Here is a 26,327-nt window from a genome sequence, read left to right as displayed (position 1 = left end):
AAGCGTTAGCGCCACCGGGCTTTTTTGCACTTACTCGTCTTCTTCGTCACGCAGTGGGACAATCAGCATATCCACGTGAACGGTGTTAATCAGCTGGCGCGCTGAAGACATCAGCTTGCTCCAGAAGTCCTGATGGTGACCGCAAACCACCAGGTCCATATCGTATTTCTTGATCGCATCAACCAATACCTGACCGAGGTCGCCGCTGCCGCTCAGGGTTTCGGTAATCGGGTAGCCCGCGTTGGTGGACAGTTCGCTCAGGGCGTGGTGCGTCTCTTCGGAGATACGCTTCTGCATATCGCCCAGATTGACGTCGATCAGACCGGTGTAAAGGTCGGAGTAATTCACATCAACGTGAATCAGCGAAACTTTCGCGTTGTAGGGACGTGCCATGGATACCGCTTTATCAACCAGCACTTTGCTCTCCGGGGAGAGGTCTACCGCGATGAGAATGTGTTTGTAAGCCATAGTGTTACTCCTTCCTTAAGTTATCGATGACTAAATAGGAAAGCCGTCGTCTGATGCTTTCATTACGGCCCAGTTAAACATATTTTTCAAGCTTTGGTGTTGATAACGATTAACCTTGTGGCAAAAAAATTAACGGATCTCCTACACTATTAAATGAGCCGTTCGGATATTAAAACGCGAACCGGATCGACTTTTGGTCATTCTTTCACTGAACTGTCTGTCAGGGCATTGGGGTGCGGTAGCTCAGAAGCCTTGCTTCATGGGCGGACGCCGGGGAGGATGTATGATTAGCACCGTCGCATTGTTTTGGGCGTTATGCGTGGTTTGCATAGTGAATATGGCGCGCTATTTCTCATCGTTACGTGCGCTGTTAGTGGTACTTCGTGGTTGCGATCCGTTGCTTTATCAGTATGTGGACGGTGGAGGGTTCTTCACCTCGCATGGACAGCCCAGCAAACAGATGCGTCTGGTGGGATATATCTACTACCAGCGCTACCGCGATCATCACGATGAAGAGTTTATTCGTCGCTGCGAGCGCCTGCGTCGTCAGTTCATTTTAACCAGCGCCCTGTGTGGCCTGGTCGTGGTCAGCATGATTGCATTGATGATTTGGCACTGAGCATCTCAACAGGCGGGGTCAGCCCCGCCTTCTTTCCTCTGGCTCAGGGCTTAACCGTGAACCGGAGATCGGAGATATCGCTCTCAATCGAAATAACCTTCCCGCTATAGGCGATATTAACGTCTCCGTTTGTATCAATGCTGGCCGCAGTGATTGTACCCGTACCTTCAATGACAGGATGTTTTATTGCCAACTGATGGATAATGTCGGTGTCTTTCCCTGTTATCTTTTCCGAGAGATAGTAACGGTAGATTGTAGGTACGGTGGCGCCACCCTGATTGTTCACGGTCATATAGAGCCAGACGCTGTCAGATAATTTATAAACGCGCTGAAGTGCATCGTTATTTCGCTGATTAGGCTGGTGGTTTAGCCACACAAATCCAATGACCAGGGCCAGAAGCGAAACCGTAACAAGGCGATGAATCCATTTAGTAGCCGTTTTGAATGGCATAGTCTATTCCGTCATGGGGGGGGCTGAGAACATTCGCGAGGATAATAGTTATTTGTGCAGTTTAAATCTGAACAGATAGTGTTCAGATTGTCCTGATTACAGCAATGGGGTGAGTAATAACAACAGCCATAAAAAAAGCGGGTCAGTTTCCTGACCCGCTTTTTTTGTCGCCTTCAACCGATTAAATCAGCTTCAGCGAAATCCAGTACAAACCGCCAGACAGCAGGATAGAGGCCGGGAGGGTAAATACCCAGGCCATCAGAATGTTGGTCACGGTTTTGCGCTGCAGGCCGCCACCGTCAACAATCATGGTACCTGCCACGGACGAGGAGAGTACGTGGGTGGTCGATACCGGCATACCGGTGTAGCTCGCCAGACCGATAGAAACTGCCGCCGTCATCTGCGCGGACATACCCTGCGCATAGGTCATGCCTTTCTTACCGATCTTCTCGCCGATGGTGGTCGCCACACGACGCCAGCCAATCATCGTACCGATACCGAGCGCCAGCGCGACGGCCATAATGATCCAGATTGGCGCGTACTCAATGGTGTTGAGCATATCGCCTTTCAGTTTCTTCAGCAGACGCTGGTCGTCAGCATTCACGTCAGGCAGCTTCGCCACTTTATCCGTCACATCAGAGATGCACAGCATAATGCGACGCAGCTGACCACGCTGCTCAACGGTCAGTTTGTCATAACTTTCGATATTGCCCAGCATGCCTTTCGCACGTTCCAGCGCGTTAATCGCGTTTGCCGGATGGCAGTGGAATTCGCCAGGCGCGGTGGTTGCACCGGCTTCCGGAGACGGGATCAGCTGGTCAACGCCGGTCGCTTTTTTCAGCAGCTCAGGGTGCTGCTGGAAATAGGTTTCAACGTTGTTGACCGCATCACGGGTACGGGTGATTTCGTAGCCGGAGGCATTCATGTTAACCACGAAGCCTGCCGGAGCAACGCCAATCAGTACCAGCATCACCAGACCAATGCCTTTCTGACCATCGTTCGCGCCGTGTGAGAAAGCCACACCAATAGCGGAAATGATCAGGGCGATACGCGTCCAGAATGGCGGCTTTTTCTTACCGTCTTTCTTTTCACGCTCTGCCGGCGTCAGGTGAATACGGGAGCGTTTTTTGGTATTGCTCCAGTAACGACGCAGGATGAAGATCAGCCCGCCCGCCACCACCAGACCCACGATAGGGGAGACGATGAGTGAGGCAAAGATCCCGAGTACTTTCGGGATATTCAACGCATCAACAACCGAGGTACCGGTCATAAGGGCGTTGGTTAACCCGATACCGATAATCGCGCCGATGAGGGTGTGAGAACTGGATGCAGGCAGGCCGAAATACCAGGTACCGAGGTTCCAGATAATTGCAGCAAGCAGCATTGAGAACACCATAGCGAGGCCATGGCCAGAACTAACGTTAAGCAGCAGATCCGTTGGCAACATATGCACGATTGCATACGCAACGCTCAGCCCGCCCAGGAGAACACCAAAAAAGTTAAATACCGCCGCCATAACAACCGCAAGCTGCGATCGCATTGCGCGAGTGTAGATAACCGTTGCTACTGCGTTTGCAGTGTCGTGGAAGCCGTTGATCGCTTCGTAAAACAGTACAAAAACCAGAGCAAGCAATAATAAAAGCCCGGTATGTAAATCCAGGCCGGCAAACAAATGTAGCATAGGACGTTACGCCATTTTGAGGACATGAACGCGGCGCATTATCCAGGACAAATGCGCGGCGGGCAAAGTGAAATATAGACTTTTTTTTAAATACCACCTGATTTGAGAAAAGCACCAGCAAGGATATTCTTTAAATTTCAATGGAATGGCTTTGTAATATCTTTTTGCGCTGGTGTGACCACAGAGGAAACTTTACAATCCGCGGCAGTTAACAAAGAGGGTTTTGACGTGGAAAGGTTTGATGCCGTGGTAATTGGCGCCGGTGCGGCGGGTATGTTTTGTGCGGCAATGGCCGGACAGGCGGGTCGTCGCGTGCTGCTGCTGGATAACGGTAAAAAGCCAGGCCGTAAGATCCTGATGTCCGGCGGCGGGCGCTGCAACTTTACTAATCTGTATGTTGAACCCGCGGCCTATTTGAGCCAAAACCGTCATTTTTGTAAATCTGCGCTGGCGCGTTATACCCAGTGGGATTTTATCGACCTGGTGGGTAAGCACGGTATCGCATGGCATGAGAAGACGCTGGGCCAGCTGTTCTGTGACGACTCCGCGCAGCAGATTGTCGATATGCTGGTGGCCGAGTGCGAGAAGGGCGGCGTGGTCATGCGCCTGCGCACCGAGGTGCTGGAGGTTTCCCGCGACGACCAGGGCTACACGCTGCAGCTGAACGGTGAAACCGTCAGCGCCGATAATCTGGTGATCGCCAGCGGCGGCCTGTCTATGCCGGGGCTGGGCGCTTCCCCGTTCGGCTATAAGATTGCCGAGCAGTTTGGCCTGAAAGTCTTGCCTACGCGCGCCGGGCTGGTGCCGTTCACGCTGCATAAACCGCTTCTCGAACAGCTTCAGACGCTTTCTGGCGTGTCTGTTCCCTCCGTCATTACCGCCGAAGACGGCACGGTGTTTCGCGAAAACCTGCTCTTTACCCATCGCGGCCTCTCCGGCCCGGCGGTACTGCAAATTTCCAGCTACTGGCAGCCGGGGGAATTCGTCACGGTTAACCTGCTCCCGGAGTGCGATCTCGACGCGTTCCTCAACGAGCAGCGTACCGCGCACCCGAACCAGAGCCTGAAAAACACGCTGGCAATGCAGCTGCCGAAGCGTCTGGTGGAATGTTTGCAGGTGCTGGGTCAGATCCCCGACGTGTCGCTTAAGCAGCTTAACAGCCGCGAGCAGGAAGTGCTGGTGGAGACCCTGACAAACTGGCGCGTTCAGCCAAACGGCACGGAAGGCTACCGCACCGCGGAAGTGACGCTGGGCGGGGTCGACACGAATGAACTCTCGTCCCGTACCATGGAAGCGCGTAACGTGCCGGGGCTCTACTTTATTGGCGAAGTGATGGACGTCACCGGCTGGCTCGGTGGGTACAACTTCCAGTGGGCATGGGCAAGTGCCTGGGCGTGTGCTCAGGCGCTGGCAGAAGACAAGTGACATAAGCGCGCTGCCACTCGTCGCGGTTGGCTTTACGGGCTGACGGTGGTGACGTCCGTCACGGCCAGAATATTGCTCGCGGCCACGGTCCCCATCCTGATATATGACGCTGCGGTAACGCCGCCAATATGCGGTGAAATAACCACGTTTTCTACCGACTGCCAGAGGTGCGGCGCGGTCAGCGGCTCGTGGGGAAAGCTGTCCAGCGCCGCGCTGTGCAGCGTGCCATCCCGGAGCGCCGCCAGTAACGATTCACTGTGGATCAGCCCGCCGCGTGCCGTATTAACCAGAATGGCGTTCCGCTTGCAGTGTGCGAGCGTCTCGCTATTGATCATCCCCCGATTCTCATCGGTCAGCGGACAGTGCAAAGAGATGACATCGGAACGGGAAAGAAGTCCGGTCAGCGTCTCTGCGCGTTCGCACAGGGCAGGCATGGACTTAGCATAGGGATCGTAAGCCAGCACCTTCATGCCGAAAGCGTGACCAATATTCGCAACGCGCGAGCCGATAGCGCCCAACCCGATTAGCCCCAGCGTTAAGCCCTCCAGTTCAATGGATTTATGCGTCGCCTTATCCCAGTGCCCGTCCCGCAGCCGCTTGTCCAGCGGCACCACGGACTTTGCGCAGGCGAGGATTAGCGCCCAGGTATGTTCTGCCACTGCCGCCGCGTTTGCCCCGGGGGCAGCGCGGACGGCGATATTGCGCTCGGCCGCTGCCGTCTGGTCTATCACATCGATCCCGCTCCCGTGCTTGGAAATAACCTGCAGAGCCGGGGCTGCATCCATCACTTTCGCGGTGATCCGGCCGTAACGAACCAGAATCGCCACGGGATTGTGTCGTTCACACAGCGCGATCAGGTCATCTTCTGTCGGCTGGCGGCCCGCAAACACCACCTTAAAGCCCTGCAGCATCACCATGGCCTGCTCCGCCAGGTCGCTTCCGGTAACCAGAACTACGTCTTTGCCCCCCATCACAGCGTCTCCCCGTCAGCTAACATACCTGCCTTACGAAGCGCGTCATCAAGCCAGTGTGGACGCAAATCGCCTTCACGGATGGCGGCAAGACGCCGGGTCTCCATCTCCAGCTTTTCTTTTGCCAGCGCGATAACTTCCTGAACCTCATCGCGCGGGATAACGACCACGCCGTCGATATCCGCGACAATCAGATCCCCGGCCTGAACCGTCGCCCCGGCGACTGAAATGGGATGATTAACCCGGCCAGAAATTAACTTTGTCGGGCCGCAGGGATTCAGACCGGCAGAAAAGACAGGATAGTGACCTTTGTTCAGGGAATCGGCGTCACGTACAGCGCCGTCGATAATGATGCCCGCAATGCCGCTCGCCTGAGCCTGAGTAGCCATGATTTCGCCAAGCAGCGCGCAGCTCAGGTCGCCTTTGCCATCGACGACCAGAACATCGCCGGGCTGTGCAACCGCCATCGCGGCATGAATCGCCAGATTATCTCCCGGACGGACTTCCACGGTGATGGCTGGACCCGCAACGGACATGTGTGGGGCCAGCGGTTTGATGCGGCCATGAAGCGTACCGCGGCGCCCGGCCACGTCGGCCAGAATGGCTGCCTGATACTCGGCAGCCCGGCGAACGTCCTCGGCAGAAACGCGTTCGAACTGGCGATTAATCGGTTTTCTTTCAGAAACGGACATGAATGCCTCCATATTGTTTTACTGAGTACAATGCAGGTGTACAGTACAAAACAACTATAGCGGTGTTGCTTTCCTTTTAGCCAGACCCGAGACGGCGTTTGTGATGTAAACACGAAGTGACTCACAAAATTTGAGGTACACTCACTGCCGGGCTAACAAGGAGATAATGATGGGGAATGAAGGCGTTGTAGCGGTTGAAAAAGCGCTGGCTTTACTGGATTGCTTCCGTCCTGGGGATGAAAGCCTGACGCTGACCGCGCTGGCACAGCTGTCGGGTTATCACAAAACCACGGTTTACCGCTTGATGAATTCTCTTGAACGGATGAATTACGTCGTCAGGCATGAAGACGGCAATTATGCGCTTGGCCCACGTCTGCTTTACCTCGGCAAGCTGTATGAACAATCTTTCCATCTTTCCCGGGTAGTTCAGCCAGAGCTTCAGGCGCTATCTCTGGCGTCTCAGGAGAGTGCCAGCTGGTATGTGCTTGAGGGCGGGCAACGCCTTTGTCTGTTTCGCGCTGAAGCGTCGCACGGCCTGCGACACAGCAATCTTCCCGGCAGCCAGTTCCCGCTCGATAATTCGGCCATCAGTAAAGTATTGCGCCATTGGGGGCTCAATGAGAGCCTGCCGGAGGGAGAAGCTGAACTCCCTTTCTACACCTCAGGCGCACGCGATCCCCACACCGCTGCGTTTGCAATGCCCGTCTTCGGCGTTCACGACAAGCTGGTTGCGGCGTTAGCCCTGACCGGGCCCATCTCGCGTCTGACGGAAGATCGTCGTGAGAAGGAGATAGGGCCGTTGATGAAGGCGGCGGCCAGCCGTCTGTCGCAGAAAATGGGAGCCAGTAAGCCCTTCTGTCAGCAGTTCTTTGGTGAAACGAGCGACGCGGCGGAAGAAAATCTTTAAACGCAGAAGCGGGACATTTGTCCCGCTTCTGTCATCACTAATGTGTAGCCTGTTTTTCATGTAGCGCCGCGTTGCGGGCCTGCCGTCCCATAATGAGCACCGCAATACCCCCGGCCAGGCACAGCACGGCCAACGGAAGCATTGCCAGCGTGTAGCTGCCCGTCCGCTCGCTGATCATGCCGTAGGCATTTACCATTACCGCCCCGCCAATCAGATTCGCGATGGCGCCAATCGCGGCCAGCCCCGCCGCCGCCGAGGAGCTGCTCATCCAGCCGGATGCCAGCGCCCAGAAAGGCCCTTTCATAGAATACGCGCCCGTCAGGATAATGCTCAGGATCACGATAGTGGCAAAGAGCGAGACGCTTACAAAGGCAGCGAACACGCCTGCGGCAATCATGAACAGCGTCAGCGCGGTATGCCAGCGGCGTTCGTTGGTGCGATCGGAGTGTCGTCCCCAGACAATCATCAGAATCGATGCCAGACCGTAAGGGATGGCGTTAAACAGACCTGTCTCAAGATTATCGAGATGGAAGGATTTCAGCAGTTGAGGAGACCAGACGCTGATCGTGGTGCCCGCGGAGGATGCGCCCGCGTAAATCAGCGCCATCAGCCAGATCTGACGATGCTTCAGCAGCTGCCACGTCGTCTGGTGTCCAATGTTCTTTTGCTGGCTCCGCTCGGTCTCAAGCGTAGTTTCCAGCCATTTTTTCTGTTCATCACTGAGCCATTTCGCCTGATGAGGGCGATCCCGGAGAATAAACCAGGCCGCAATACCCAGCAGTACCGCAGGTAAGCCTTCAATAATGAACAGCAGATGCCAGCCGCGAAGACCCAGCCAGCCATCCAGCGACAGTATCAGCCCGGAAAGCGGGGAGCCGATGAAGTTAGCGAGCGGGATGGCGACCATAAAGGACGCAATAATGCGCGCGCGGTAGCGGGACGGGATCCACCAGGTCAGATACAGCACGACGCCCGGGAAGAAGCCTGCTTCCGCTGCCCCGAGGAGAAAACGGACGATATAGAGCGACGTGGTATTTTGAACCAGCGCCATGCCCATGGAGACGATGCCCCAGCTGATCATAATGCGTGGTATCCACAGCCGGGCGCCGACTTTCTGCATGGCCAGGTTACTTGGGACCTCAAACAAGAAATAGGCCACGAAGTACAGGCTGCTGGCGAAGCCAAACGCCGCTTTGCTGAGGCCAAGGTCCTCATTCATCTGCAGCGAAGCCATGCCGATATTCCCGCGATCGATAATGGAGACCAGGTAACTGACAATCAGAAACGGGAGAATACGCCAGATCACCTTCCGCATCGTCTCTCTTTCTATGTCCTCGGTGGCGCTAGCGCCGTTACGTAAATGTTCTGTCATTGTATCCTCGCAGGGTGTGTTCTTTGTTTTATTAGGTACAACTTAGTTTTATTAAACAAAACCACTATAGCGACGGCGTGTTCTTTTTATCCAGTTAATGGAAGGTTTAAATGATGTAAATAAGAGGTGACTCACAGATAGTGCGCTGCGGATATCGCTTACGGCTGCTGACCAGCCGCAAGCAGGACGGGCTGGCAGAGAAATAATCACGCAACGCAATTATTGCACCAACTTTTCTGCCCCGTTCAACTAAGCTTCGCCCAGATGTCCCGCCGCGTTAGCGGGGCCATACTCCTTTTGGTCGAGCACGCATCATGCAGCTACTCAGTATTATTATTTTGCTTACCCTTACCGTGGTGATCCATTCGCTGTGGATGTTTGGCGTTTTGAAATTCATCAAATTAGAAGTCGATTCTGCGGTACGCATTGTTTTACGCAATGTCGGTATCGTGATCTCCATGATCTTCGCCCATCTCCTTGAGGCCGGGCTGTTTGCTGCGTTTTATTTTGTCATCGACGCGTTTAATGACTGGAACACCAGCTTCTACTTTTCGCTGGTGAGCTATGCGACGGTAGGGTACGGCGACGTCACGTTACCCCAGCACTGGCGGCTCATTGGCGGGGTGGAAGGGCTGGTGGGCGCGTTGATGGTAGGCTGGTCTGTGGCGGTTCTGGTCGCGGTGCTGCAGCGTTTGCGCGGCATGAGCGCCTAAACGGCAGATGCGCAATCCCCACCTGGTAAGGTAAAGTACCCCTCCTTGCGTAGCCGATTGGGCTGCGGCTTTGAGGGTGAAGAGGCTGATTAACGGCCCGCCCTGTCTCGTTCCTGGTTTACGCCAGTTTGCATGGTTCTGTGTTTTGTCTGCCAAAAGGGTTTTGTATGTCTGCTGCTCATCTCGGTTTCCCGACGGAAACCGTTGTTGTCTTTGTGGTGATGGCCGTTGGGGCGATGTTTATCGACCTCTTTATGCACCGTCACGATAAACCGATCTCGCTGAAAAGCGCGGCGATGTGGTCCCTTTTTTGGGTCATGATGGCGATGGCCTTCGCCGGGTTCCTGTATGTTCACCACGGCGCCGAGATGGCGAGCCTGTTCCTCACGGGCTATGCGCTGGAAGAGGTGCTCTCCGTCGATAACCTGTTCGTGATGATGGCGATCTTCGCCTGGTTCGGCGTGCCGGATAAGTACCGTCACCGCGTGCTCTACTGGGGCGTGCTGGGGGCGATTGTCTTCCGCGGCATCTTTGTGGCTATCGGCACCAGCCTGCTAAGCCTGGGGCCGTACGTTGAGGTGATCTTCGCGCTGGTCGTCGGCTGGACGGCGGTGATGATGCTCAGACGTAATGAAGAGAGTGACGAAGTGGAAGATTACTCGGGTCATCTCGCCTACCGCCTGGTAAAACGCTTCTATCCGGTCTGGCCGAAAATCAGCAGCAACGCCTTTATTCTGACGCAGAAGGAGGTGGATGCGGAGCTTGAAAAGCCGGAAAACCAGGACGTGATGGTTGGCCGCGTGAAGAAGGCGAAGCGCTATGCGACGCCGCTGCTGCTGTGCGTGGCCGTGGTCGAACTCTCTGACGTGATGTTCGCGTTTGACTCCGTGCCGGCCATTATTGCCGTGAGCCGCGAGCCGCTGATTATCTACAGCGCCATGATGTTCGCTATTCTCGGTCTGCGTACGCTTTACTTCGTGCTGGAAGCGCTGAAGCAGTATCTGGTGCACCTCGAGAAAGCCGTGGTGCTGCTGCTGTTTTTCGTGGCGTTTAAGCTGGGGTTAAATGCCACCGATCACTTCTGGCATCACGGTTACAGCATTGGCGCGACGGCCAGCCTGTTTGTGGTATTAGGCGTGCTGGCGCTGGGGATTATTGCGAGCGTGATGTTCCCGGGGAAACGTGAGGCCTGATGTACCGCCCGGTGGCGCTTCGCTTACCGGGCCTACAGTTTGGTTTTCTCCCTCTCCCTGTGGGAGAGGGCTGGGGTGAGGGCACCAGACCGCACCTAACCCTTAATCGGTGAATTCCGGCGCTTGCGCGGGTGATGGAAGTGCCGCCAGTGCGGATCCTGCGCCGCCGCCAGCAGCTCGTGGTCGCCGCGGGTGTCTCCCCAGGCGCGCAGGTGATAGGCGTTCAGATCGCCATACACTTTTTCCAGCCTTGCCACCTTCTGGGCGCAGCGGCAGTTATTGCCCGTAATGCGCCCCGTCAGCTTGCCGTCTTTCACTTCCAGCTGCGTGCCAATCAGCTTAATGCCCAGTTTGTCAGCCCACGGCTGAAGCACCAGCGCCGGGGACGCGGAACAGATGGTCACCTCGGCACCGGAATTTACCTCAGCCGCCACCGCCAGAACCCCTTCGGGGCGCATCAGCTTGTTCCAGTATTTTTCGCAAAACGCTTCCGCCTGCTGGCGCAACCAGTGTTCATCCACGCCCGTCAGGAACGTTTTAATCAGCACTTCCTTTAGCTCATCGCGCGTCAGCTTGCGACGCACGCAGTGGAGCGTGGGCAGCGCCATGCGCACCAGGCGGCCCGCGAAGTAACGTTTCCCGAAGGCAAAACGCAGGAAAGGAATAAAGCTGTCGTGGTGCGTTAATGTCCCGTCAAAGTCAAAGACAGAGAGCACGCTGGATTTCGCCACCGTCTCGTCGGCAATCATATTGGTCATAAATACGTCTTAGCTGAAATACACATTCTGTGGATCAGTTTACCTGCTTTACCAGGACAGTCCTTACATCACCACCATTTTTTTCTCGATCTTGCGATCTCAAAGTGAGTCCATTTTTGGTCTCGATAACAATTGGTGAAAAAACGAACTGTCTATATTATCGCCACATCGCAAGATATTTAGGGGAACCACTTGGCCCCACAGGTAAGGAAAAACTCACTCACTACTTCTTTCTTGATATGACTCTTAGATCGCTTATTTCAATCCTCACGTTAAGTTTTGCTTCGTTTTCTGCGTTCAGCTTTCAACTTCCAGCGTCGATGCTATCGATGAACAGTGAACTGGCTGTATCACCGGCGAAATCTGCGCTGGTGCATCAGGAAACAGGCCCGCTGCGCTCGCGCATTCTCGATCAATACCAGAAATGGAAAGGTACCCACTACCAGTGGGGCGGAACCACGCATCGCGGGGTGGATTGTTCCGCTCTGATGCAGCATCTGTTCAGCGATGCGGCACACCTGAATTTACCCCGCACGACGCACGAGCAAATCCATCGCGGCGTGCAGGTGGCACAATACCGCCTGAGGCCCGGAGACCTGGTGTTCTTCCAGACGGGTCCGAACCGCAAGCACGTTGGCGTTTATATTGGCGAAAACCAGTTTATTCACGCCTCAACCAGTCAGGGCGTAACGGTTTCAACCCTGACGGATGATTACTGGCAAGCACACTACATTACCGCCCGTCGCATCGCAGGCAGCGCGGCCTGACAGCATCAGATGATGTCATCCACGACGCCACCGTCGACGCGCAGCGCCGCGCCCGAGGTGGCGGAGGCCTGGGTCGAACAGACATAAATCACCATATTAGCTACCTCTTCAACCGTGGCCGCGCGCTGGATAACCGAGCTGGGGCGGTTGGCCATTACAAACTCTTTCGCCAGTTGCTCCAGCGATTTGCCGGTTTTTTCGATTTCATCTTTCATCATCTCAGCGAAACCGTCGGACATCGTCGGGCCCGGCAGTACGCTGTTAACCGTCACGCCGCTCCCCGCCACGAACTTCGCCAGCCCGCGCGCCAGCGAAAGCTGGGCCGTTTTGGTCACGCCGTAGTGGATCATATCTGCCGGAATATTGCAGGCCGACTCGGACGAGATAAACACCACGCGTCCCCAGCCTTTCTGCACCATGCCCGGCAGCAGGGCGCGGGAAAGGCGTACGCCGGACATCACGTTGGTTTGCCAGTAGCGCTCCCAGGTATCATCGTCGGTGGCATAGAAATCCTGTGGGCCGTAAATCCCGGCGTTGTTGACCAGAATATCGACGTTATTCGCCACCTTCAGCAGCGACTCGACCCCTTCCGCCGTGCTGAGATCGGCAATCGCGGCGCGCACCTGTACGCCCGGCACCACCTGCTGGAGCTGCTGAATGCCTTTATTTACCGATTCCGTGCTCCGGCCATTGACGATCACTTCCGCACCGCTTTCTGCCAGACCTCTGGCAATGGCGAACCCGATCCCGCCGGTTGAGGCGGTCACCAGCGCCACTTTCCCCGCAAAGTCGATTTTCATCATCTGCTCCTTATCGTTTTAACGTTCGGACCTTAAAGCGTAGCAGGTGAGGATGACGGTTCCTGGCTAAAAAGGCGCAGCAGCGTCTCAACCTGTTCATCAAGCGGGGCGAGAGAGCGCTTTACAATCAAATGTAGCGGCGTTGCCCTGCGTGCGCCGTGGCTCAACGGCAGGCGTTTCAGTACGCCCTGATCCAACTGGTTCTGGATACGTTCCTCTGGCAGCCAGCCGTAGCCGACCTGAGAGACAACGGCCTCGATGGCGGCATCGATGGTGGAGAAGGTCCACGACTCGCCGGCAGCACGCGCGGCGGGCTGGCTGTCCGCAATCTGAATAAGTGGCCACGGGCGTAGCATGTCGTCGTTAAGCGGTGCGTCGAGGTGAAAGAGGGGATGCTGATGGTGGGCCACGGCAACAAAGTCGATATTCATCAGCCATTCGCCGAGCCCGGTCATGTCCTGGCGGCGGGTGAGGACCATCACATCAGCTTCGTCGTTAATGGCGTCGGCACGGGTATTTTCCAGCACTTCGGTGAGACGGACCTGGGTCTGCGGATACTGCTGCTGGAACTGACGCAGGATGGCGAACAGGCGGCGGCGCGGGAAAATGGAGTCCACCACCAGATCCAACCGCGTGCGCATCCCGTTGCGAAGGGTTGCTGCGCGCGTCTCAACATACGAAAAGGCTTTCAGCAGCGGTTTAACCTGGCTGAGAAGCAGTTCTCCTGCCGGCGTTAACACCGCCCGTCGTCCTTCCGGCACCAGGAGGGCCACGCCGAGCCGCTCCTGCAGCAGCGACAGGTTATAGCTCACCGAGGACTGGCTGCGGTGGGTTTCTTCCGCGGCTTTGGCAAAGCTGCCCGCGTCCACCACTCGTTCCAGTAAGGACCATTGTTCAAGCGTCGTCTTATGCATAATTTATCTAAAATTTGGATGAATTTGATTAAAAAATAGCGTTATTCATTCATTTTTTGAAGGGGTACGATCGTCTCATCAAAACAAAGGAGACATCTTATGAACACCTTCGACAAACACGACTTAAGCGGCTTCGTTGGCAAACACCTTGTTTATACCTACGACAACGGCTGGAACTACGAGATTTACGTCAAAAATGAGACGACCCTGGATTACCGTATTCACAGCGGCCTGGTGGCAAACCGTTGGGTAAAAGATCAGCAGGCTTACATCGTGCGGGTAGGGGAGAGCATCTATAAAATTTCCTGGGCCGAGCCAACCGGTACTGACGTCAGCCTGATTGTGAACCTGGGCGACAAACTGTTCCACGGCACCATCTTCTTCCCGCGCTGGGTGATGAACAATCCGGAAAAAACCGTCTGCTTCCAGAACGACCATATTCCACTGATGAACAGCTACCGCGATGCGGGCCCGGCGTATCCAACGGAAGTGATTGATGAATTTGCCACGATCACCTTTGTGCGCGACTGCGGTGCAAATAATGAAAGCGTTATTGCCTGCGCGGCCAGTGAATTGCCGAATGATTTTCCTGCTAATCTTAACTAAACGCGACAGTTGATTTCGCGACAATTCAAATTAATAAAAAGTTCCCGGAGGAGGTCGGAATTCCCGCCCAAACCTTCGGGATTTTTATTTTGGTTGAGTATTCATTTACTTTTCCTATAATTTTTAGTGTAAAACAAATGAAATATTATAGTTACTGCTGTGAGTGGCCCCACAAAAAACACAAAAATTTGCTATAATCGCTATATGGCTGTTGTAAAACAAGTTTTTGTGCTTTTCTATATGCTGTTCCTCTTCTGCTTTCCCCCTGTCTTAATTTTTTCCTAAGAAAACGACGCTACTTTTGCTTCAGTTGATGGTTTGTTGACATAACTGTTATAGCGACTTAATTTTATTTGGTCTTTATTTAATAACCATCTTGCATGATTCCATTGAGCTGCCCATTACGACAGCGCAGTAATAGATGACGCCTTTAATACAGCAAGGAAATTAATAATGAGTGATTTTCTGCCTTTTTCGCGACCGTCGATGGGCGCTGAGGAAATTGCGGCGCTTCAGGACGTTTTGATGTCGGGCTGGATCACCACGGGGCCTAAGAATCAGGAACTTGAAGAGGCATTCTGTCAACTTACCGGGAATCAGCATGCGATTGCCGTCTGTTCAGCCACCGCGGGCATGCACGTCACGCTGATGGCGCTGGATATTGGCCCGGGCGATGAAGTCATTACCCCTTCCCAGACCTGGGTCTCCACGCTGAATATGATCGTATTGCTGGGCGCCACGCCGGTCATGATTGATGTGGATAAAGACACGTTAATGGTGACGCCAGAAGCCGTTGAAGCCGCCATTACCCCGCGCACTAAAGCCATTATTCCCGTTCACTATGCCGGCGCGCCGTGTGAAATCGACGCTATCCATGCCATCGGTGAACGTCACGGTATTCCGGTAATTGAAGATGCGGCCCATGCCGCCGGAACGTACTACAAGAACCGTCATGTAGGCTGGAAAGGAACGGCAATTTTCTCCTTCCACGCCATTAAAAATATGACCTGCGCGGAAGGCGGTTTAGTCGTCACGGATAATGCCCAGCTGGCACGGCGGATCCGCAGCCTGAAATTCCATGGCCTGGGCGTAGACGCCTATGACCGCCAGACGCACGGCCGCGCGCCGCAGGCGGAAGTGATCGAGCCGGGCTATAAATACAACCTGGCGGACATCAACGCCGCGCTGGCGCTGGTGCAGTTAGGCAAACTGAAAGAGGCCAACAGGCGCCGCCAGGAAATCGCTGAACGCTACCTGCGGGAGCTTGCCGATACGCCGTTCCAGCCGCTCACTATTCCGTCATGGCCGCACGTGCACGCCTGGCACCTGTTTATTATTCGCGTTGATGAAGCGCGCTGCGAGATCTCACGCGACAACCTGATGGCGGCGCTGAAAGAGAAAGGCATCGGTACCGGCCTCCACTTCCGCGCGGCGCACACCCAAAAATACTACCGCGAGCGTTTTCCTGATGTATCGCTCCCGAATTCTGAATGGAATAGCGCGCGTATTTGTTCTCTCCCTCTTTTCCCGGACATGACTCATGACGACACAACCCGCGTCATTACCGCACTCCATCAGCTTGCAGGACATTGATATGTTCAGTGCACCACCTGTACAAAAAGTATCCGTGGTAATCCCGGTTTATAACGAGCAGGAGAGCCTGCCCGAACTGATCCGCCGGACAACGGCCGCCTGCGACACGATGGGCAAGGCCTATGAAATTCTGCTAGTGGATGATGGCAGTAGCGATAATTCCGCGCTGATGCTGACCGAAGCCGCGCAGGCTGAAGGCAGCCACATTGTGGCCGTGCTGCTCAACCGCAACTACGGCCAGCACTCGGCGATTATGGCGGGGTTTAGCCACGTCACGGGCGATCTGATCATCACCCTGGACGCGGACCTGCAAAACCCGCCGGAAGAGATCCCGCGCCTGGTCGCCAAAGCCGATGAGGGCTATGACGTGGTGGGCACGGTACGTCAGAACCGCCAGGACAGCATGTTCCGTAAGCTGGCGTCACGCACCATTAACCGCCTGATCCAGCGCACCACCGGTAAAGCGATGGGCGATTACGGCTGCATGCTGCGCGCCTACCGCCGCCATATTGTCGACGCCATGCTGCATTGCCATGAACGCAGCACCTTCATTCCGATTCTGGCGAATACCTTCGCCCGTAAGGCAACGGAAATCCCGGTCCTGCACGCCGAGCGCGAGCACGGGGAATCGAAGTACAGCTTTATGCGTCTCATCAACCTGATGTATGACCTCATCACCTGCCTGACCACCACGCCGCTGCGTCTGCTGAGCGTGTTCGGCAGCATTATTGCGCTGGCGGGCTTTGCGATTTCTGTCCTGCTGGTGGTACTGCGCCTGGTCTTTGGCCCGCAGTGGGCGGCGGAAGGGGTCTTCATGCTCTTTGCCGTGCTGTTTATGTTCATCGGCGCCCAGTTTGTCGGGATGGGTCTCCTCGGTGAATACATTGGCCGTATCTATAACGATGTTCGCGCGCGTCCGCGCTACTTTATTCAACGTGTTGTCCGTCAGGAACACAAAGCATCTCAAGAGGAAATTCACCCATGAAAGCTGTTGTATTTGCCTATCACGATATGGGGTGCACGGGCACGCTGGCCCTGCTGGAAGCGGGCTATGACATTGCGGCAATCTTTACCCATCCGGACACGGCTGGAGAAAACAACTTTTTCGGCTCCGTGGCGCGTATCGCCGCCGAGCGCGGTATCCCGGTTTATGCGCCGGACGACGTTAACCACCCGCTTTGGGTGGATCGCATCCGCGCCCTCGCGCCTGACGCGATCTTCTCGTTCTACTATCGCAACCTGCTTTCCGATGAGATCTTAGGCCTGGCCGCGAAAGGCGCCTTTAATCTTCACGGTTCTCTGCTGCCTGCCTACCGTGGCCGCGCCCCGCTAAACTGGGTGCTGGTGAACGGTGAAACGGAAACGGGCGTGACGTTGCACCGCATGGTGCGCCGTGCGGATGCGGGCGCTATCGTGGCGCAGCAGAAGGTCGCTATTGATGCGGACGATACCGCGCTGCAGCTGCATCAAAAGCTGAACGCGACGGCACAGATGCTGCTGCGTGATGCGCTTCCTGCCATCCTTAACGGCACCTTCAGCGAAACCGCGCAGGATGAGAGCAAGGCAAGCAGCTTTGGCCGCCGCGCGCCGGAAGATGGTCGTCTGGACTGGAACAAACCGGCCCGCCAGCTGCACAACCTGGTGCGCGCCGTGACCGACCCGTGGCCGGGCGCGTACAGCTTTGCGGGCGTAAGCAAGTTCATCGTCTGGAAATCCCGCGTGCGTGACGACATTCCTGCCGCGAAACCGGGCACCGTCGTCTCCGTCTCCCCGCTGATTGTGAGCTGCGGCGAGCAGGCGCTGGAGATCGTTACCGGACAAACCGACAACGGCCTGTACGTTCAGGGCACCCAGCTGGCACAGTCTCTGGGCCTGGTGGCCGGGGCGCTGATCACCAGCGCACCGGTTGTTGCCATCAAACGCCGTACCCGCGTGCTGATCCTCGGCGTGAACGGCTTTATCGGTAACCACCTGACCGAACGTCTGCTTAAAGACGATAACTACGAAATCTACGGCCTGGATATTGGCGCGGACGCGATCAGCCGTTTCCTCGACAACCCGCGCTTCCACTTCGTGGAAGGGGACATCAGCATCCATTCCGAGTGGATCGAATATCACATTAAAAAATGCGACGTGGTGCTGCCGCTGGTCGCCATTGCCACGCCAATCGAGTACACCCGTAACCCGCTTCGCGTGTTCGAACTGGACTTCGAAGAGAACCTGAAGATCATCCGCGACTGTGTGAAATACGACAAGCGCATCATCTTCCCGTCCACCTCTGAAGTGTACGGTATGTGCACCGATAAAAACTTCGACGAAGACACCTCCAACCTGGTGGTCGGGCCGATCAACAAACAGCGCTGGATTTACTCCGTCTCCAAACAGCTGCTGGACCGCGTGATTTGGGCCTACGGTGAGAAAGAGGGCCTGCGCTTTACCCTGTTCCGTCCGTTCAACTGGATGGGGCCACGTCTGGATAACCTGAACGCGGCGCGTATCGGCAGCTCACGTGCGATCACCCAGCTGATCCTGAACCTGGTGGAAGGCTCGCCAATCAAGCTTATCGAAGGCGGGAAACAGAAACGCTGCTTTACGGATATCAGCGACGGTATCGAAGCGCTGTTCCGCATCATCGAAAACAAAGATAACCGCTGCAACGGTGAGATCATCAACATCGGTAACCCGGACAACGAAGCGAGCATTCGCGAGCTGGCCGAGATGCTGCTGGCCAGCTTTGAGCGTCATCCGCTGCGCGATAAATTCCCACCGTTTGCCGGTTTCCGCGAAGTGGAAAGCAGCAGCTACTACGGTAAAGGGTATCAGGACGTTGAGCACCGTAAGCCAAGCATTCGCAATGCGAAGCGCTGCCTGAACTGGACGCCGACGGTGAAGATGGAACAGACCATTGATGAAACGCTTGATTTCTTCCTGCGCACCGTGGAGCTGTCGGAACAGGTCTCATGAAAAAAGTCGGTTTACGTATTGATGTCGACACCTTCAGGGGAACGCGTGACGGCGTACCCAAACTGCTGGAACTGCTGAGCAAGCACGGTGTGCGCTCCAGCATTTTCTTCAGCGTGGGGCCTGACAACATGGGACGCCATTTATGGCGTCTGATTAAACCGGCATTTCTCTACAAAATGCTGCGCTCGCGCGCAGCATCCCTCTACGGCTGGGATATTTTGCTGGCAGGCACCGCCTGGCCCGGCAGACGCATCGGCGCGGGTAATGAAGCGGTTATCCGCGAGGCGGCTCAGCATCATGAGGTGGGTCTGCACGCCTGGGATCACCATGCCTGGCAAGCCTGGGCAGGCGTCTGGGATATCCCGCGCCTGTCCCGTGAGGTCGAGCGTGGGATGCTGGAGCTGGAGGCCATTACCGGTCAACCCGTGCGCTGCTCCGCCGTGGCGGGATGGCGTGCGGATCAGCGCGTCGTGAAGGCCAAAGAAGCCTTCGCGTTTCGCTACAACAGCGATTGCCGCGGCACCGGGCCCTTTTTGCCGCTGTTAGGCGAAAACCGCTACGGTACGGTGCAAATTCCGGTCACGCTTCCCACCTGGGATGAAGTAGTCGGGTGCGAGGTCAAGGCGGATGAGTTCAATCGCTACATCCTGGACCGCATCCATCGTGATACCGGCACGCCGGTGTACACCATCCATGCCGAAGTGGAAGGGATTGCGTATCAGCATGATTTCGACGAACTGCTGACGATGGCCGCTCAGGAGGGCATTGAATTCTGCCCGTTGAGCGAGCTGCTGCCGGACGACCTCAGCACCCTGCCCGTGGGCAAAGTCGTACGTAATGAACTGGCTGGCCGGGAAGGCTGGCTTGGCTATCAACAAACCGTGAGTCCGGTCCCATGAAAACAGCCCGTTATGGCTTAGCGCTTCTCGCACTGTTTATCGTTTACTACCTCATTCCGGTCGATATCCGCCTGCTCTGGCAGCCTGATGAAACGCGCTATGCGGAAATCAGCCGCGAAATGCTGGCCTCCGGAGACTGGGTTGTCCCGCATTTTCTGGGGCTGCGTTACTTTGAAAAGCCGATTGCCGGTTACTGGATCAACAGCATCGGGCAGATGCTGTTCGGGCACTCGAACCTCGCGGTACGCGCCGGGTCCATCTTCTCCACCGGTTTAGCCGCGCTGCTGGTCATCTGGATGGCCTGGCGTATCTGGCAGGATAAGCGGACAGCCATTTTCTCCGGCCTGATCTTCCTTACCTTGTTCCTGGTGTACGGCATCGGCACGTATGCGGTGCTGGATCCTATCATCACCCTGTGGCTGGTGGCGGCGATGTGCAGCTTCTGGCTGGCGTCACAGGCCCAAACCGTTGCCGGAAAAGCGGGCGGATATGTGCTGCTTGGACTGGCCTGCGGGATGGGGGTGATGACCAAAGGCTTCCTGGCGCTGGCGGTACCGGTGATTGGCGTGCTGCCGTGGGTGATCGCCCAGAAGCGCTGGAAAGAGGTGCTGATTTTTGGCTGGCTCGCGATCCTGAGCTGCGTGCTGATTGTTCTGCCGTGGGGGCTGGCCATTGCGCAGCGTGAGCCTGACTTCTGGCGTTACTTCTTCTGGGTTGAGCATATTCAGCGTTTTGCCCAGAGCGACGCGCAGCATAAAGCCCCGTTCTGGTACTACATACCGTTCCTGATTGCGGGCAGCCTTCCGTGGCTGGCACTGCTGCCCGGCGCGTTTCGTCTCGGCTGGAATGACCGGCAAAACGCGGGTGGCGGGTTCTATCTGCTGGGATGGGTGGTGATGCCGCTGCTGTTCTTCAGCATCGCCAAAGGCAAGCTGCCGACCTATATCCTGCCGTGCTTTGCCCCGCTGGCGATCCTGATGGCGCGCTATGCCTGCCTCGCGGCGGAAAAAGGCGCCAGAGCGTTACGCATTAACGGCGGGATTAACCTGGCGTTTGGCGTTATCGGCGTGGTGGCGGCGCTGGTGGTCTCGCCGTGGGGACTATCTAAGCATCCGGTCTGGACGTCGGTCGAACTGTATAAAGTGTTCTGCGCGGTTGTCGCGTTCCTCATCTGGGCGGCGGTAGGCTGGTTTACGCTCAGGCAGAGCCAGCAGCGCTGGTGGCTGGCGGCACTGTGTCCTGCAGGGCTGGCGCTGCTGATTGGTTTTGCCATTCCTAACCTGGTGGTGGATTCCAAACAGCCGCAGTCGCTGGTCGACACCGTGCGCGAGCCGCTTCAGGACAGCCGTTATGTACTGGTCAATAACGTGGGCGTGGCCGCTGGCCTGGCGTGGGAGCTGAAGCGCAATGACATCACGATGTTCGATCAGAGCGGCGAACTGCGTTACGGGCTGGATTATCCTGATGCGAAAGATCGTTATGTCGACAAAGATGACTTCGCGCAGTGGCTGGCGGAGCACCGTCAGCAGGGACGCGTATCGCTGGTGATGCTGCTGTCAAAACATGACGATATCGCGCGCGCAAATCTGCCAGAACCGGACAGCCTGTATATCCAGGGCCGTCTGGCCTACCTGCAGTATCTGCCGAAGTGATGACCTGGATCTGGCTGATACTGGCAAGCCTGCTCAGCTGCGCGGGGCAACTGTGCCAGAAACAGGCTACCCGTCCGGCGAAAGCCGGGCGGCGTGGCGTGCACATCGCGCTGTGGCTGGGTCTGGCACTGCTGGCGCTGGGTAGCGGGATGCTGGTCTGGCTGGTGGTGCTGCAGCGCCTGCCTGTCGGTATCGCGTACCCAATGCTGAGCCTCAATTTTGTCTGGGTGACGCTGGCGGCGAAGGCATTCTGGCGTGAAAACGTCGCGCCGCATCACTGGCTCGGGGTGGGGTTCATCATCATTGGGATTATTGTGCTGGGAGGGAGCCTGTGAAAGGAGCGTTCTGGGCCTTATGCAGCGTGCTGTTAGTCAGCGCGGCGCAGTTGTTGCTGCGCGAGGCCATGCAGGCATTGCCACCGGTCAGTGAGATCCTGGTGTTTGTTTCCGCGCTATGGCACTTCTCGTCCGGCACGGGTGCGCTGCTGCTGGGGTTGACGGGGTATGTGGCCTCCATGGGCTGCTGGTATCTGGCGCTGCATCGCATGGCGCTCAGCAAAGCGTATGCCCTGCTGAGCCTCAGCTATATTCTGGTGTGGGGCGCGGCGATCCTGCTGCCCGGCTGGGGGGAACGCTTCTCCTGGCACGGACTGGTGGGCGTCGGGTTTATTATTCTGGGTGTGTTAGTGATTTTTCTGCCCCGAGCGTCCCGACGTGAATAATCGACTCGTGGGTCAGGGTATAAGGGGTCGATGTGCAGACGGCAAGGCTCAGCGAGCCGACCTGTAGCTGACTGACCGCGTGCGTCTGCGCAGTGCTGTCAATGCTGACAATCTGCCAGGCGCTGCCGCCACGCTGTTTCACAATCGCTTCTTTCCGCGTCCAGATACGCCAGAACGCGGAAAGCCGTTCCTCCGGCGCTTCACGCTCCAGTTCGTCATGCTCGGTCATGCTGAATACCGCATTAGCCAGCGCCTGCCAGTTCTTCCTCGGGCGAATCACTTCGATATCACAGCCGACTTCGCCTTCATCGCTCATCAGCAGGGCAATATCGTCACCGCTGTGGCTCAGGTTGAACCACAGCGGATCCCCCTTCGCAAAGGCTGGTTTGCCCTGCTCGCCGTAAATGATGTCGGGGAGCGGGCGAGGGGATAGCGTTCTGGCGAGCAGCGTCCTCCCGGCCAGCCAGGAGGCCTGTCGGGCACCCTGAGGTGCCCCGTCCGCGAGCGTTGACGCCAGCGGGTCAGCGCAAAGAGTGGAGATTTTTCCCAGTACAAACTGGTACATAGCTACGCCCAGCGTTTAATGATAATCGAGGTGTTGATGCCGCCAAACGCGAAGTTATTGCTCTGCAGATACTCGCAGTCAATCTGACGGGCTTCTCCCATAATATAATCTAAAGCACCGCATTGCTCATCCGGCTGCGTTAAATTGAGCGTCGGGGCAAACCAGCCTTCACGCATCATCTGCAAACTCATCCATGCTTCCAGCGCGCCGCAGGCCCCCAACGTATGGCCAAAATAGCTTTTCAGCGAGGAAACTGGCACGTTGTCACCGTAGATGGCGGCGGTGGCCAGGCTTTCGGCGATATCACCGCGATCGGTGGCGGTACCGTGCGCGGAGATATAACCCATATCTCGGGCGCTCAATCCCGCCATGGCCAGCGACTGCTCCATGCAAATCTGCATGGTTTCACGCTGAGGCTGGGTGATATGTGCCGCGTCACAGTTAGTGGCAAAGCCTACGATTTCGCCGTAGATTGTGGCGCCGCGCGCTTTGGCGTGCTCCAGCTCTTCCAGAATCAGGGTGCCAGCGCCTTCCCCAATGACCAGACCATCGCGCTGCGTATCGAACGGTGAAGGGGTGGTTTTAGGTTCGTCGTTACGCTGGCTGGTGGCAAACAGCGTGTCAAACACCGCCGCTTCAGACGGACAAAGCTCTTCCGCGCCCCCCGCGACCATCACGGTCTGATACCCGTGGCGAATCGCCTCCCAGGCGTAGCCAATCGCCTGGCTGCCGGAGGTACACGCGCTCGACGTCGGGATCACGCGGCCACGTAACCCAAAGAACAGGCCGGTATTCACCGCGGTCGTGTGCGGCATCATCTGGACGTAGGTTGTCCCGGTGATGTTATTGGTGTGCTTTTCGGTGAGCATGGTCGCAAATTCGCTGACCGGGCCGGTGCTGCCTGTCGAAGAACCGTAGGCGATACCGGTTTGACCGTTGGTGAGCACCGCTTCGCCAATCAGTCCCGCCTGCTCCAGCGCCAGCTCGGTAGCGCGGGTCGACATCAGCGACACCCGGCCCATGGCGCGAATACGCTTGCGGGTATAGTGTTCCGGCAGCGTGAAATCATCGATCGGCGCGCCCAGGAGGGTATGCAGGCCATCATACACCTGCCATTCCGGCATTTTACGCACCGCGTTTTCATACGCCAGCAGCCTGCTGGAAACGGATTGCCAGCTTTCGCCAAATGCGGTCACGCCGCCCATGCCCGTAATCACCACGCGACGCGTCATAGCATTCCTCCGTTAATGGAAATGACCTGGCGGGTGACGTAGCCCGCAATATCCGACATCAGATAGCTTGCCAGCCCGGCGACTTCCTCAGCCTGGCCCATACGTTTCATTGGGATGATGGACATCGCTTCCTTCAGCGCGGCTTCTTCCATCTCAATCATGCCGGTATCAATCAGCCCCGGGGCAATGCAGTTCACGGTGATCTTGCGTTTTGCCAGCTCGATCGCCAGCGCTTTGGTGGCGCCGATAATGCCCGCTTTGGCCGCGCTGTAGTTCACCTGCCCGCGGTTGCCCATCACGCCGGACACGGACGATAAGGTGATAATGCGCCCCCCTTTACGGGTGCCAATCATCGGCATAATGCAGGGGTGAATGACGTTATAAAAACTGTCGAGATTGGTGTGGATCACGCTGTACCAGTCGTCTTCGCTCAGCGCCGGAAAGGCGCCGTCGCGGGTAATTCCGGCGTTGCTGACCACGCCATACCACGCGCCATGGGTTTCAATCTCCTGCTCCAGCACCTCGCGGCACTGTTCGCGGTTGCCCACATCAAAGGTGAGTAAACGACCGTTGCCACCCGCCTGCGTGATGGCGTCCAGCGTCTCCTGAGCGCCTGCGGCATCACGATGGTAATGCACGCCTACGGTAAACCCGTCGGCGGCAAGCTGGCGGGCGATGGCGCGCCCTATGCCTTTGCTGGCCCCGGTGACCAGTACGGAACGACTCATGCGTTAGATCCCTGATTAAAAAGCGATGTTAATTCTTCTGCGCTCGGCTGGAAGGTGTTGACCCGGCCCGTGGCCAGCGTCTCTTCATTAGCGGAAATCGCGCATTCAAAACTGCCGAAGCGTTCGTCCTGCATCAGCAGCTTAACGGTAATGTCCAGCGTCAGGTCTGCGGCGAAATGCCCGCTGGTGCAGACCAGCTCGCGCGCGCCGAGCACCATGCCCAGCGCGATATGTTCCTGGCCCTGCTGCTGACGATGCCAGCCTGACCAGACGCCAACGGTCTGCGCCATAAGCTCGAGCGCGTACCAGCCCGGCAGGTCGCCATCGGCATTGAGAAACGGCGCCAGCACGCTTTTCCCGTTGACCGCCACGCGGCAGACCGCCGTATCGTCCGTAACTTTCTCAACGGACCCCAGCAGCATCATCGGCGCCTCGTGCGGCAAATAGGCTTCGGGTGATAAATAGCTCATGAGGCTCTCCCCAGCAGAATGCTGGCGTTGTTGCCGCCAAACGCGAACGAGTTAGACAGAATGACCGGCTTTTTCAGGGCGGTGCGCTGGCGCAGCAGGCCGCACGGCGCCAGCGTGTCGTCGGGCGCGTAGCGGGCGAAGTCCTGCGGCGGTAAGGGCAGGTCGCGCGTCAGAATCAGCCAGCTCAGGGCCGCTTCGGTAATACCGGCAGCGCCCAGCGTATGGCCGGTAAGGTGTTTGGTTGAGCTGCACGGCACGCTTTCCCCGAAGAGATCGTGTACTACCTGTGATTCAATCTGATCGTTAAGCGGCGTGGCCGTGCCGTGCAGGTTGATGTAGCCGATATCCTCCGGCTGCATACCCGCTTCGTTAAGCGCCTGTTTGATAGCCCTTATCGCCCCTTCACCCTGAGGATGCGGAGCGGAAATATGGTACGCATCGCTGGATTCGCCCGTTCCGAGCAGCGCCACGTCGGCGGGCTCCCGGCTCAATACCATCAGCGCGGCGGCTTCACCAATGGTGATACCCTGGCGGTCGCGACCAAAGGGTTCGCAGAGCGTAGGGGAGAAGGATTCAAGGCTGTTAAAGCCGTTGACGGGCATTCGGCTCAGGGTATCGGCCCCGCCGACAATGGCGATATCCACCAGCCCGGCTTCAATCAGACGTTTGCCACCGATCATCGCCCGCGCGCTGGAAGAGCAGGCCGTGGAGATCGTATAGGCCGGGCCTTCGAGCTGAAGCCAGTTGGCGAGGAAGCGGGACGGATCGCCCAGCTCCTGCTGCGGATACTGCCAGCGCGTGCTCGCTTCGCCATGGGTCATGCGCTGTACGTGCTCATCGCCTTCATCCAGCCCGGAGGTGCTGGTTCCCAGCACCACGGCCACGCGGTCGCGACCGACGCGGGCGATAGCCTCGTCGACGGCGAGCTGCATCTGCGCCAGTGCGGCCAGCAGCAGCTGGTTATTGCGGGTGCGGTGTGCGGAGAAGGTGTCCGGGATGGGCGGCAGTTCGCCTTCCACGCCGCCCAGAACGGCTTCGGGCGAGTCCTGCAACCAGCCGGTCCGGGCGTGCATACCCGGCGCCACGCCTGCCGTCAGGTTCGCGGCTATCTCGTCAGGCGAGTTGCCCAGCGCGTTGACCATGCCAACAGCGGAAATATAAATCAT

The 26,327-nt window shown here is 56.9% G+C and carries 28 protein-coding genes; 14 read left to right on the top strand and 14 right to left on the bottom strand.

Annotation, left to right across the window (positions count from 1 at the left end):
• Positions 1–30: 30 nt before the first annotated feature.
• Positions 31–468 (bottom strand): universal stress protein UspA, encoded by a 438-nt coding sequence (uspA, locus tag V1587_RS01535; RefSeq protein ID WP_003861223.1) that lies wholly within the window; start codon positions 466–468, stop codon positions 31–33.
• Between the two features lie 283 nt (positions 469–751).
• On the opposite strand from uspA, the gene uspB reads away from it, so the two are divergent.
• On the top strand, positions 752–1,087 hold the full coding sequence (gene uspB / locus V1587_RS01530; protein WP_003861224.1) for a universal stress protein UspB: 336 nt from the start codon (positions 752–754) through the stop codon (positions 1,085–1,087).
• A 43-nt stretch (positions 1,088–1,130) separates the two neighbouring features.
• Here the strand turns inward: uspB and V1587_RS01525 are convergent, their stop codons facing one another.
• Positions 1,131–1,538, bottom strand: coding sequence for a hypothetical protein (locus V1587_RS01525; protein ID WP_371898975.1), 408 nt, complete (start codon positions 1,536–1,538; stop codon positions 1,131–1,133).
• A 181-nt stretch (positions 1,539–1,719) separates the two neighbouring features.
• The gene (pitA, locus tag V1587_RS01520) at positions 1,720–3,219 is read right to left on the bottom strand and encodes an inorganic phosphate transporter PitA (RefSeq protein WP_008503116.1); all 1,500 of its coding nucleotides are present in this window, start codon (positions 3,217–3,219) and stop codon (positions 1,720–1,722) included.
• A 228-nt stretch (positions 3,220–3,447) separates the two neighbouring features.
• Between pitA and V1587_RS01515 the strand changes: the two genes are divergently transcribed.
• The gene (locus V1587_RS01515; RefSeq protein WP_371898976.1) at positions 3,448–4,644 is read left to right on the top strand and encodes an NAD(P)/FAD-dependent oxidoreductase; all 1,197 of its coding nucleotides are present in this window, start codon (positions 3,448–3,450) and stop codon (positions 4,642–4,644) included.
• A gap of 32 nt (positions 4,645–4,676) precedes the next feature.
• On the opposite strand, the gene V1587_RS01510 is transcribed toward V1587_RS01515, so the two are convergent.
• Positions 4,677–5,615 (bottom strand): NAD(P)-dependent oxidoreductase, encoded by a 939-nt coding sequence (locus V1587_RS01510; RefSeq protein ID WP_395314585.1) that lies wholly within the window; start codon positions 5,613–5,615, stop codon positions 4,677–4,679.
• Positions 5,615–6,307 (bottom strand): RraA family protein, encoded by a 693-nt coding sequence (locus tag V1587_RS01505; protein WP_371898977.1) that lies wholly within the window; start codon positions 6,305–6,307, stop codon positions 5,615–5,617. Before V1587_RS01505 ends, V1587_RS01510 begins: the two co-directional genes overlap by 1 nt.
• A gap of 169 nt (positions 6,308–6,476) precedes the next feature.
• Between V1587_RS01505 and V1587_RS01500 the strand changes: the two genes are divergently transcribed.
• A complete protein-coding gene (locus tag V1587_RS01500) occupies positions 6,477–7,214 on the top strand; it encodes an IclR family transcriptional regulator (RefSeq protein ID WP_111963718.1) in 738 nt (245 codons plus the stop codon).
• A gap of 37 nt (positions 7,215–7,251) precedes the next feature.
• On the opposite strand, the gene V1587_RS01495 is transcribed toward V1587_RS01500, so the two are convergent.
• Positions 7,252–8,586: an MFS transporter gene (locus tag V1587_RS01495; RefSeq protein ID WP_371898978.1), complete on the bottom strand. Its 1,335-nt coding sequence runs from the start codon at positions 8,584–8,586 to the stop codon at positions 7,252–7,254.
• Positions 8,587–8,900: 314 nt separating this feature from the next.
• On the opposite strand from V1587_RS01495, the gene V1587_RS01490 reads away from it, so the two are divergent.
• Positions 8,901–9,299 carry a potassium channel family protein gene (locus tag V1587_RS01490; RefSeq protein ID WP_023309546.1) on the top strand — a complete coding sequence of 133 codons (399 nt, stop codon included), beginning with the start codon at positions 8,901–8,903 and terminating at the stop codon, positions 9,297–9,299.
• A 167-nt stretch (positions 9,300–9,466) separates the two neighbouring features.
• Positions 9,467–10,492 (top strand): TerC/Alx family metal homeostasis membrane protein, encoded by a 1,026-nt coding sequence (locus tag V1587_RS01485; RefSeq protein WP_008503109.1) that lies wholly within the window; start codon positions 9,467–9,469, stop codon positions 10,490–10,492.
• 95 nt (positions 10,493–10,587) lie between these two features.
• Here the strand turns inward: V1587_RS01485 and V1587_RS01480 are convergent, their stop codons facing one another.
• Positions 10,588–11,250 carry an HAD family hydrolase gene (locus tag V1587_RS01480; RefSeq protein ID WP_014885577.1) on the bottom strand — a complete coding sequence of 221 codons (663 nt, stop codon included), beginning with the start codon at positions 11,248–11,250 and terminating at the stop codon, positions 10,588–10,590.
• Between the two features lie 239 nt (positions 11,251–11,489).
• Here V1587_RS01480 and V1587_RS01475 point away from each other — a divergent pair, with 239 nt between their 5' ends.
• Positions 11,490–12,017 (top strand): NlpC/P60 family protein, encoded by a 528-nt coding sequence (locus V1587_RS01475; RefSeq protein ID WP_371898979.1) that lies wholly within the window; start codon positions 11,490–11,492, stop codon positions 12,015–12,017.
• 5 nt (positions 12,018–12,022) lie between these two features.
• Here V1587_RS01475 and V1587_RS01470 read toward each other — a convergent pair whose 3' ends face one another.
• Complete coding sequence (locus V1587_RS01470; protein WP_371899046.1) at positions 12,023–12,817, bottom strand: SDR family NAD(P)-dependent oxidoreductase; 795 nt, start codon at positions 12,815–12,817, stop codon at positions 12,023–12,025.
• Positions 12,818–12,849: 32 nt separating this feature from the next.
• Positions 12,850–13,731: a LysR family transcriptional regulator gene (locus tag V1587_RS01465; protein ID WP_371898980.1), complete on the bottom strand. Its 882-nt coding sequence runs from the start codon at positions 13,729–13,731 to the stop codon at positions 12,850–12,852.
• Between the two features lie 99 nt (positions 13,732–13,830).
• On the opposite strand from V1587_RS01465, the gene V1587_RS01460 reads away from it, so the two are divergent.
• From V1587_RS01460 to arnF, 8 genes are all read left to right on the top strand, one after another.
• Positions 13,831–14,337: a phenolic acid decarboxylase gene (locus V1587_RS01460; protein ID WP_371898981.1), complete on the top strand. Its 507-nt coding sequence runs from the start codon at positions 13,831–13,833 to the stop codon at positions 14,335–14,337.
• A gap of 453 nt (positions 14,338–14,790) precedes the next feature.
• Positions 14,791–15,930, top strand: a complete 1,140-nt coding sequence (gene arnB, locus V1587_RS01455; protein ID WP_371898982.1) for a UDP-4-amino-4-deoxy-L-arabinose aminotransferase — start codon at positions 14,791–14,793, stop codon at positions 15,928–15,930.
• A gap of 1 nt (position 15,931) precedes the next feature.
• The gene (gene arnC / locus V1587_RS01450; protein WP_371899047.1) at positions 15,932–16,915 is read left to right on the top strand and encodes an undecaprenyl-phosphate 4-deoxy-4-formamido-L-arabinose transferase; all 984 of its coding nucleotides are present in this window, start codon (positions 15,932–15,934) and stop codon (positions 16,913–16,915) included.
• Positions 16,912–18,894: a bifunctional UDP-4-amino-4-deoxy-L-arabinose formyltransferase/UDP-glucuronic acid oxidase ArnA gene (arnA, locus tag V1587_RS01445; protein ID WP_371898983.1), complete on the top strand. Its 1,983-nt coding sequence runs from the start codon at positions 16,912–16,914 to the stop codon at positions 18,892–18,894. Before arnC ends, arnA begins: the two co-directional genes overlap by 4 nt.
• The gene (gene arnD / locus V1587_RS01440; protein ID WP_371898984.1) at positions 18,891–19,793 is read left to right on the top strand and encodes a 4-deoxy-4-formamido-L-arabinose-phosphoundecaprenol deformylase; all 903 of its coding nucleotides are present in this window, start codon (positions 18,891–18,893) and stop codon (positions 19,791–19,793) included. Before arnA ends, arnD begins: the two co-directional genes overlap by 4 nt.
• Positions 19,790–21,445 carry a lipid IV(A) 4-amino-4-deoxy-L-arabinosyltransferase gene (gene arnT, locus V1587_RS01435; RefSeq protein WP_371898985.1) on the top strand — a complete coding sequence of 552 codons (1,656 nt, stop codon included), beginning with the start codon at positions 19,790–19,792 and terminating at the stop codon, positions 21,443–21,445. Before arnD ends, arnT begins: the two co-directional genes overlap by 4 nt.
• Entirely contained in the window at positions 21,445–21,780 is a 336-nt protein-coding gene (gene arnE / locus V1587_RS01430) for a 4-amino-4-deoxy-L-arabinose-phosphoundecaprenol flippase subunit ArnE (protein WP_371899048.1), read from the top strand. Before arnT ends, arnE begins: the two co-directional genes overlap by 1 nt.
• Positions 21,777–22,166, top strand: coding sequence for a 4-amino-4-deoxy-L-arabinose-phosphoundecaprenol flippase subunit ArnF (gene arnF, locus V1587_RS01425; RefSeq protein ID WP_371898986.1), 390 nt, complete (start codon positions 21,777–21,779; stop codon positions 22,164–22,166). Before arnE ends, arnF begins: the two co-directional genes overlap by 4 nt.
• On the opposite strand, the gene acpT is transcribed toward arnF, so the two are convergent.
• The 5 genes from acpT to V1587_RS01400 are packed head-to-tail and all read right to left on the bottom strand — an operon-like array spanning position 22,114 to position 26,327.
• Positions 22,114–22,731: a 4'-phosphopantetheinyl transferase AcpT gene (gene acpT / locus V1587_RS01420; RefSeq protein ID WP_371898987.1), complete on the bottom strand. Its 618-nt coding sequence runs from the start codon at positions 22,729–22,731 to the stop codon at positions 22,114–22,116. The genes arnF and acpT overlap by 53 nt on opposite strands.
• Positions 22,732–22,733: 2 nt before the next feature.
• Positions 22,734–23,963 (bottom strand): beta-ketoacyl-ACP synthase, encoded by a 1,230-nt coding sequence (locus V1587_RS01415; RefSeq protein ID WP_371898988.1) that lies wholly within the window; start codon positions 23,961–23,963, stop codon positions 22,734–22,736.
• Positions 23,960–24,691, bottom strand: coding sequence for a 3-ketoacyl-ACP reductase FabG2 (locus tag V1587_RS01410; RefSeq protein ID WP_371898989.1), 732 nt, complete (start codon positions 24,689–24,691; stop codon positions 23,960–23,962). The genes V1587_RS01415 and V1587_RS01410 overlap by 4 nt, the downstream gene beginning before the upstream one ends.
• The gene (locus V1587_RS01405) at positions 24,688–25,161 is read right to left on the bottom strand and encodes a 3-hydroxy-fatty acyl-ACP dehydratase (RefSeq protein ID WP_371898990.1); all 474 of its coding nucleotides are present in this window, start codon (positions 25,159–25,161) and stop codon (positions 24,688–24,690) included. Before V1587_RS01405 ends, V1587_RS01410 begins: the two co-directional genes overlap by 4 nt.
• Positions 25,158–26,327 carry a beta-ketoacyl-[acyl-carrier-protein] synthase family protein gene (locus V1587_RS01400; protein WP_371898991.1) on the bottom strand — a complete coding sequence of 390 codons (1,170 nt, stop codon included), beginning with the start codon at positions 26,325–26,327 and terminating at the stop codon, positions 25,158–25,160. The genes V1587_RS01405 and V1587_RS01400 overlap by 4 nt, the downstream gene beginning before the upstream one ends.

It is taken from the genome of Enterobacter sp. ECC-249, from assembly GCF_043965265.1.
Taxonomy (GTDB): Bacteria; Pseudomonadota; Gammaproteobacteria; order Enterobacterales; family Enterobacteriaceae; genus Enterobacter; species Enterobacter quasiroggenkampii.
Note: the sequence above shows the minus strand (reverse complement) of the source record. Positions and strands in the feature narration are given on the sequence as shown.

Bases quoted from the DNA above. Each gene is read 5' to 3' on its own strand.
- uspA (WP_003861223.1), bottom strand. From the start codon at position 468: ATGGCTTACAAACACATTCTCATCGCGGTAGACCTCTCCCCGGAGAGC.
- uspB (WP_003861224.1), top strand. From the start codon at position 752: ATGATTAGCACCGTCGCATTGTTTTGGGCGTTATGCGTGGTTTGCATA.
- V1587_RS01525 (WP_371898975.1), bottom strand. From the start codon at position 1,538: ATGCCATTCAAAACGGCTACTAAATGGATTCATCGCCTTGTTACGGTT.
- pitA (WP_008503116.1), bottom strand. From the start codon at position 3,219: ATGCTACATTTGTTTGCCGGCCTGGATTTACATACCGGGCTTTTATTA.
- V1587_RS01510 (WP_395314585.1), bottom strand. From the start codon at position 5,615: ATGGGGGGCAAAGACGTAGTTCTGGTTACCGGAAGCGACCTGGCGGAG.
- V1587_RS01505 (WP_371898977.1), bottom strand. From the start codon at position 6,307: ATGTCCGTTTCTGAAAGAAAACCGATTAATCGCCAGTTCGAACGCGTT.
- V1587_RS01500 (WP_111963718.1), top strand. From the start codon at position 6,477: ATGGGGAATGAAGGCGTTGTAGCGGTTGAAAAAGCGCTGGCTTTACTG.
- V1587_RS01495 (WP_371898978.1), bottom strand. From the start codon at position 8,586: ATGACAGAACATTTACGTAACGGCGCTAGCGCCACCGAGGACATAGAA.
- V1587_RS01490 (WP_023309546.1), top strand. From the start codon at position 8,901: ATGCAGCTACTCAGTATTATTATTTTGCTTACCCTTACCGTGGTGATC.
- V1587_RS01485 (WP_008503109.1), top strand. From the start codon at position 9,467: ATGTCTGCTGCTCATCTCGGTTTCCCGACGGAAACCGTTGTTGTCTTT.
- V1587_RS01480 (WP_014885577.1), bottom strand. From the start codon at position 11,250: ATGACCAATATGATTGCCGACGAGACGGTGGCGAAATCCAGCGTGCTC.
- V1587_RS01475 (WP_371898979.1), top strand. From the start codon at position 11,490: ATGACTCTTAGATCGCTTATTTCAATCCTCACGTTAAGTTTTGCTTCG.
- V1587_RS01470 (WP_371899046.1), bottom strand. From the start codon at position 12,817: ATGAAAATCGACTTTGCGGGGAAAGTGGCGCTGGTGACCGCCTCAACC.
- V1587_RS01465 (WP_371898980.1), bottom strand. From the start codon at position 13,731: ATGCATAAGACGACGCTTGAACAATGGTCCTTACTGGAACGAGTGGTG.
- V1587_RS01460 (WP_371898981.1), top strand. From the start codon at position 13,831: ATGAACACCTTCGACAAACACGACTTAAGCGGCTTCGTTGGCAAACAC.
- arnB (WP_371898982.1), top strand. From the start codon at position 14,791: ATGAGTGATTTTCTGCCTTTTTCGCGACCGTCGATGGGCGCTGAGGAA.
- arnC (WP_371899047.1), top strand. From the start codon at position 15,932: ATGTTCAGTGCACCACCTGTACAAAAAGTATCCGTGGTAATCCCGGTT.
- arnA (WP_371898983.1), top strand. From the start codon at position 16,912: ATGAAAGCTGTTGTATTTGCCTATCACGATATGGGGTGCACGGGCACG.
- arnD (WP_371898984.1), top strand. From the start codon at position 18,891: ATGAAAAAAGTCGGTTTACGTATTGATGTCGACACCTTCAGGGGAACG.
- arnT (WP_371898985.1), top strand. From the start codon at position 19,790: ATGAAAACAGCCCGTTATGGCTTAGCGCTTCTCGCACTGTTTATCGTT.
- arnE (WP_371899048.1), top strand. From the start codon at position 21,445: ATGACCTGGATCTGGCTGATACTGGCAAGCCTGCTCAGCTGCGCGGGG.
- acpT (WP_371898987.1), bottom strand. From the start codon at position 22,731: ATGTACCAGTTTGTACTGGGAAAAATCTCCACTCTTTGCGCTGACCCG.
- V1587_RS01415 (WP_371898988.1), bottom strand. From the start codon at position 23,963: ATGACGCGTCGCGTGGTGATTACGGGCATGGGCGGCGTGACCGCATTT.
- V1587_RS01410 (WP_371898989.1), bottom strand. From the start codon at position 24,691: ATGAGTCGTTCCGTACTGGTCACCGGGGCCAGCAAAGGCATAGGGCGC.
- V1587_RS01405 (WP_371898990.1), bottom strand. From the start codon at position 25,161: ATGAGCTATTTATCACCCGAAGCCTATTTGCCGCACGAGGCGCCGATG.
- V1587_RS01400 (WP_371898991.1), bottom strand. From the start codon at position 26,327: ATGATTTATATTTCCGCTGTTGGCATGGTCAACGCGCTGGGCAACTCG.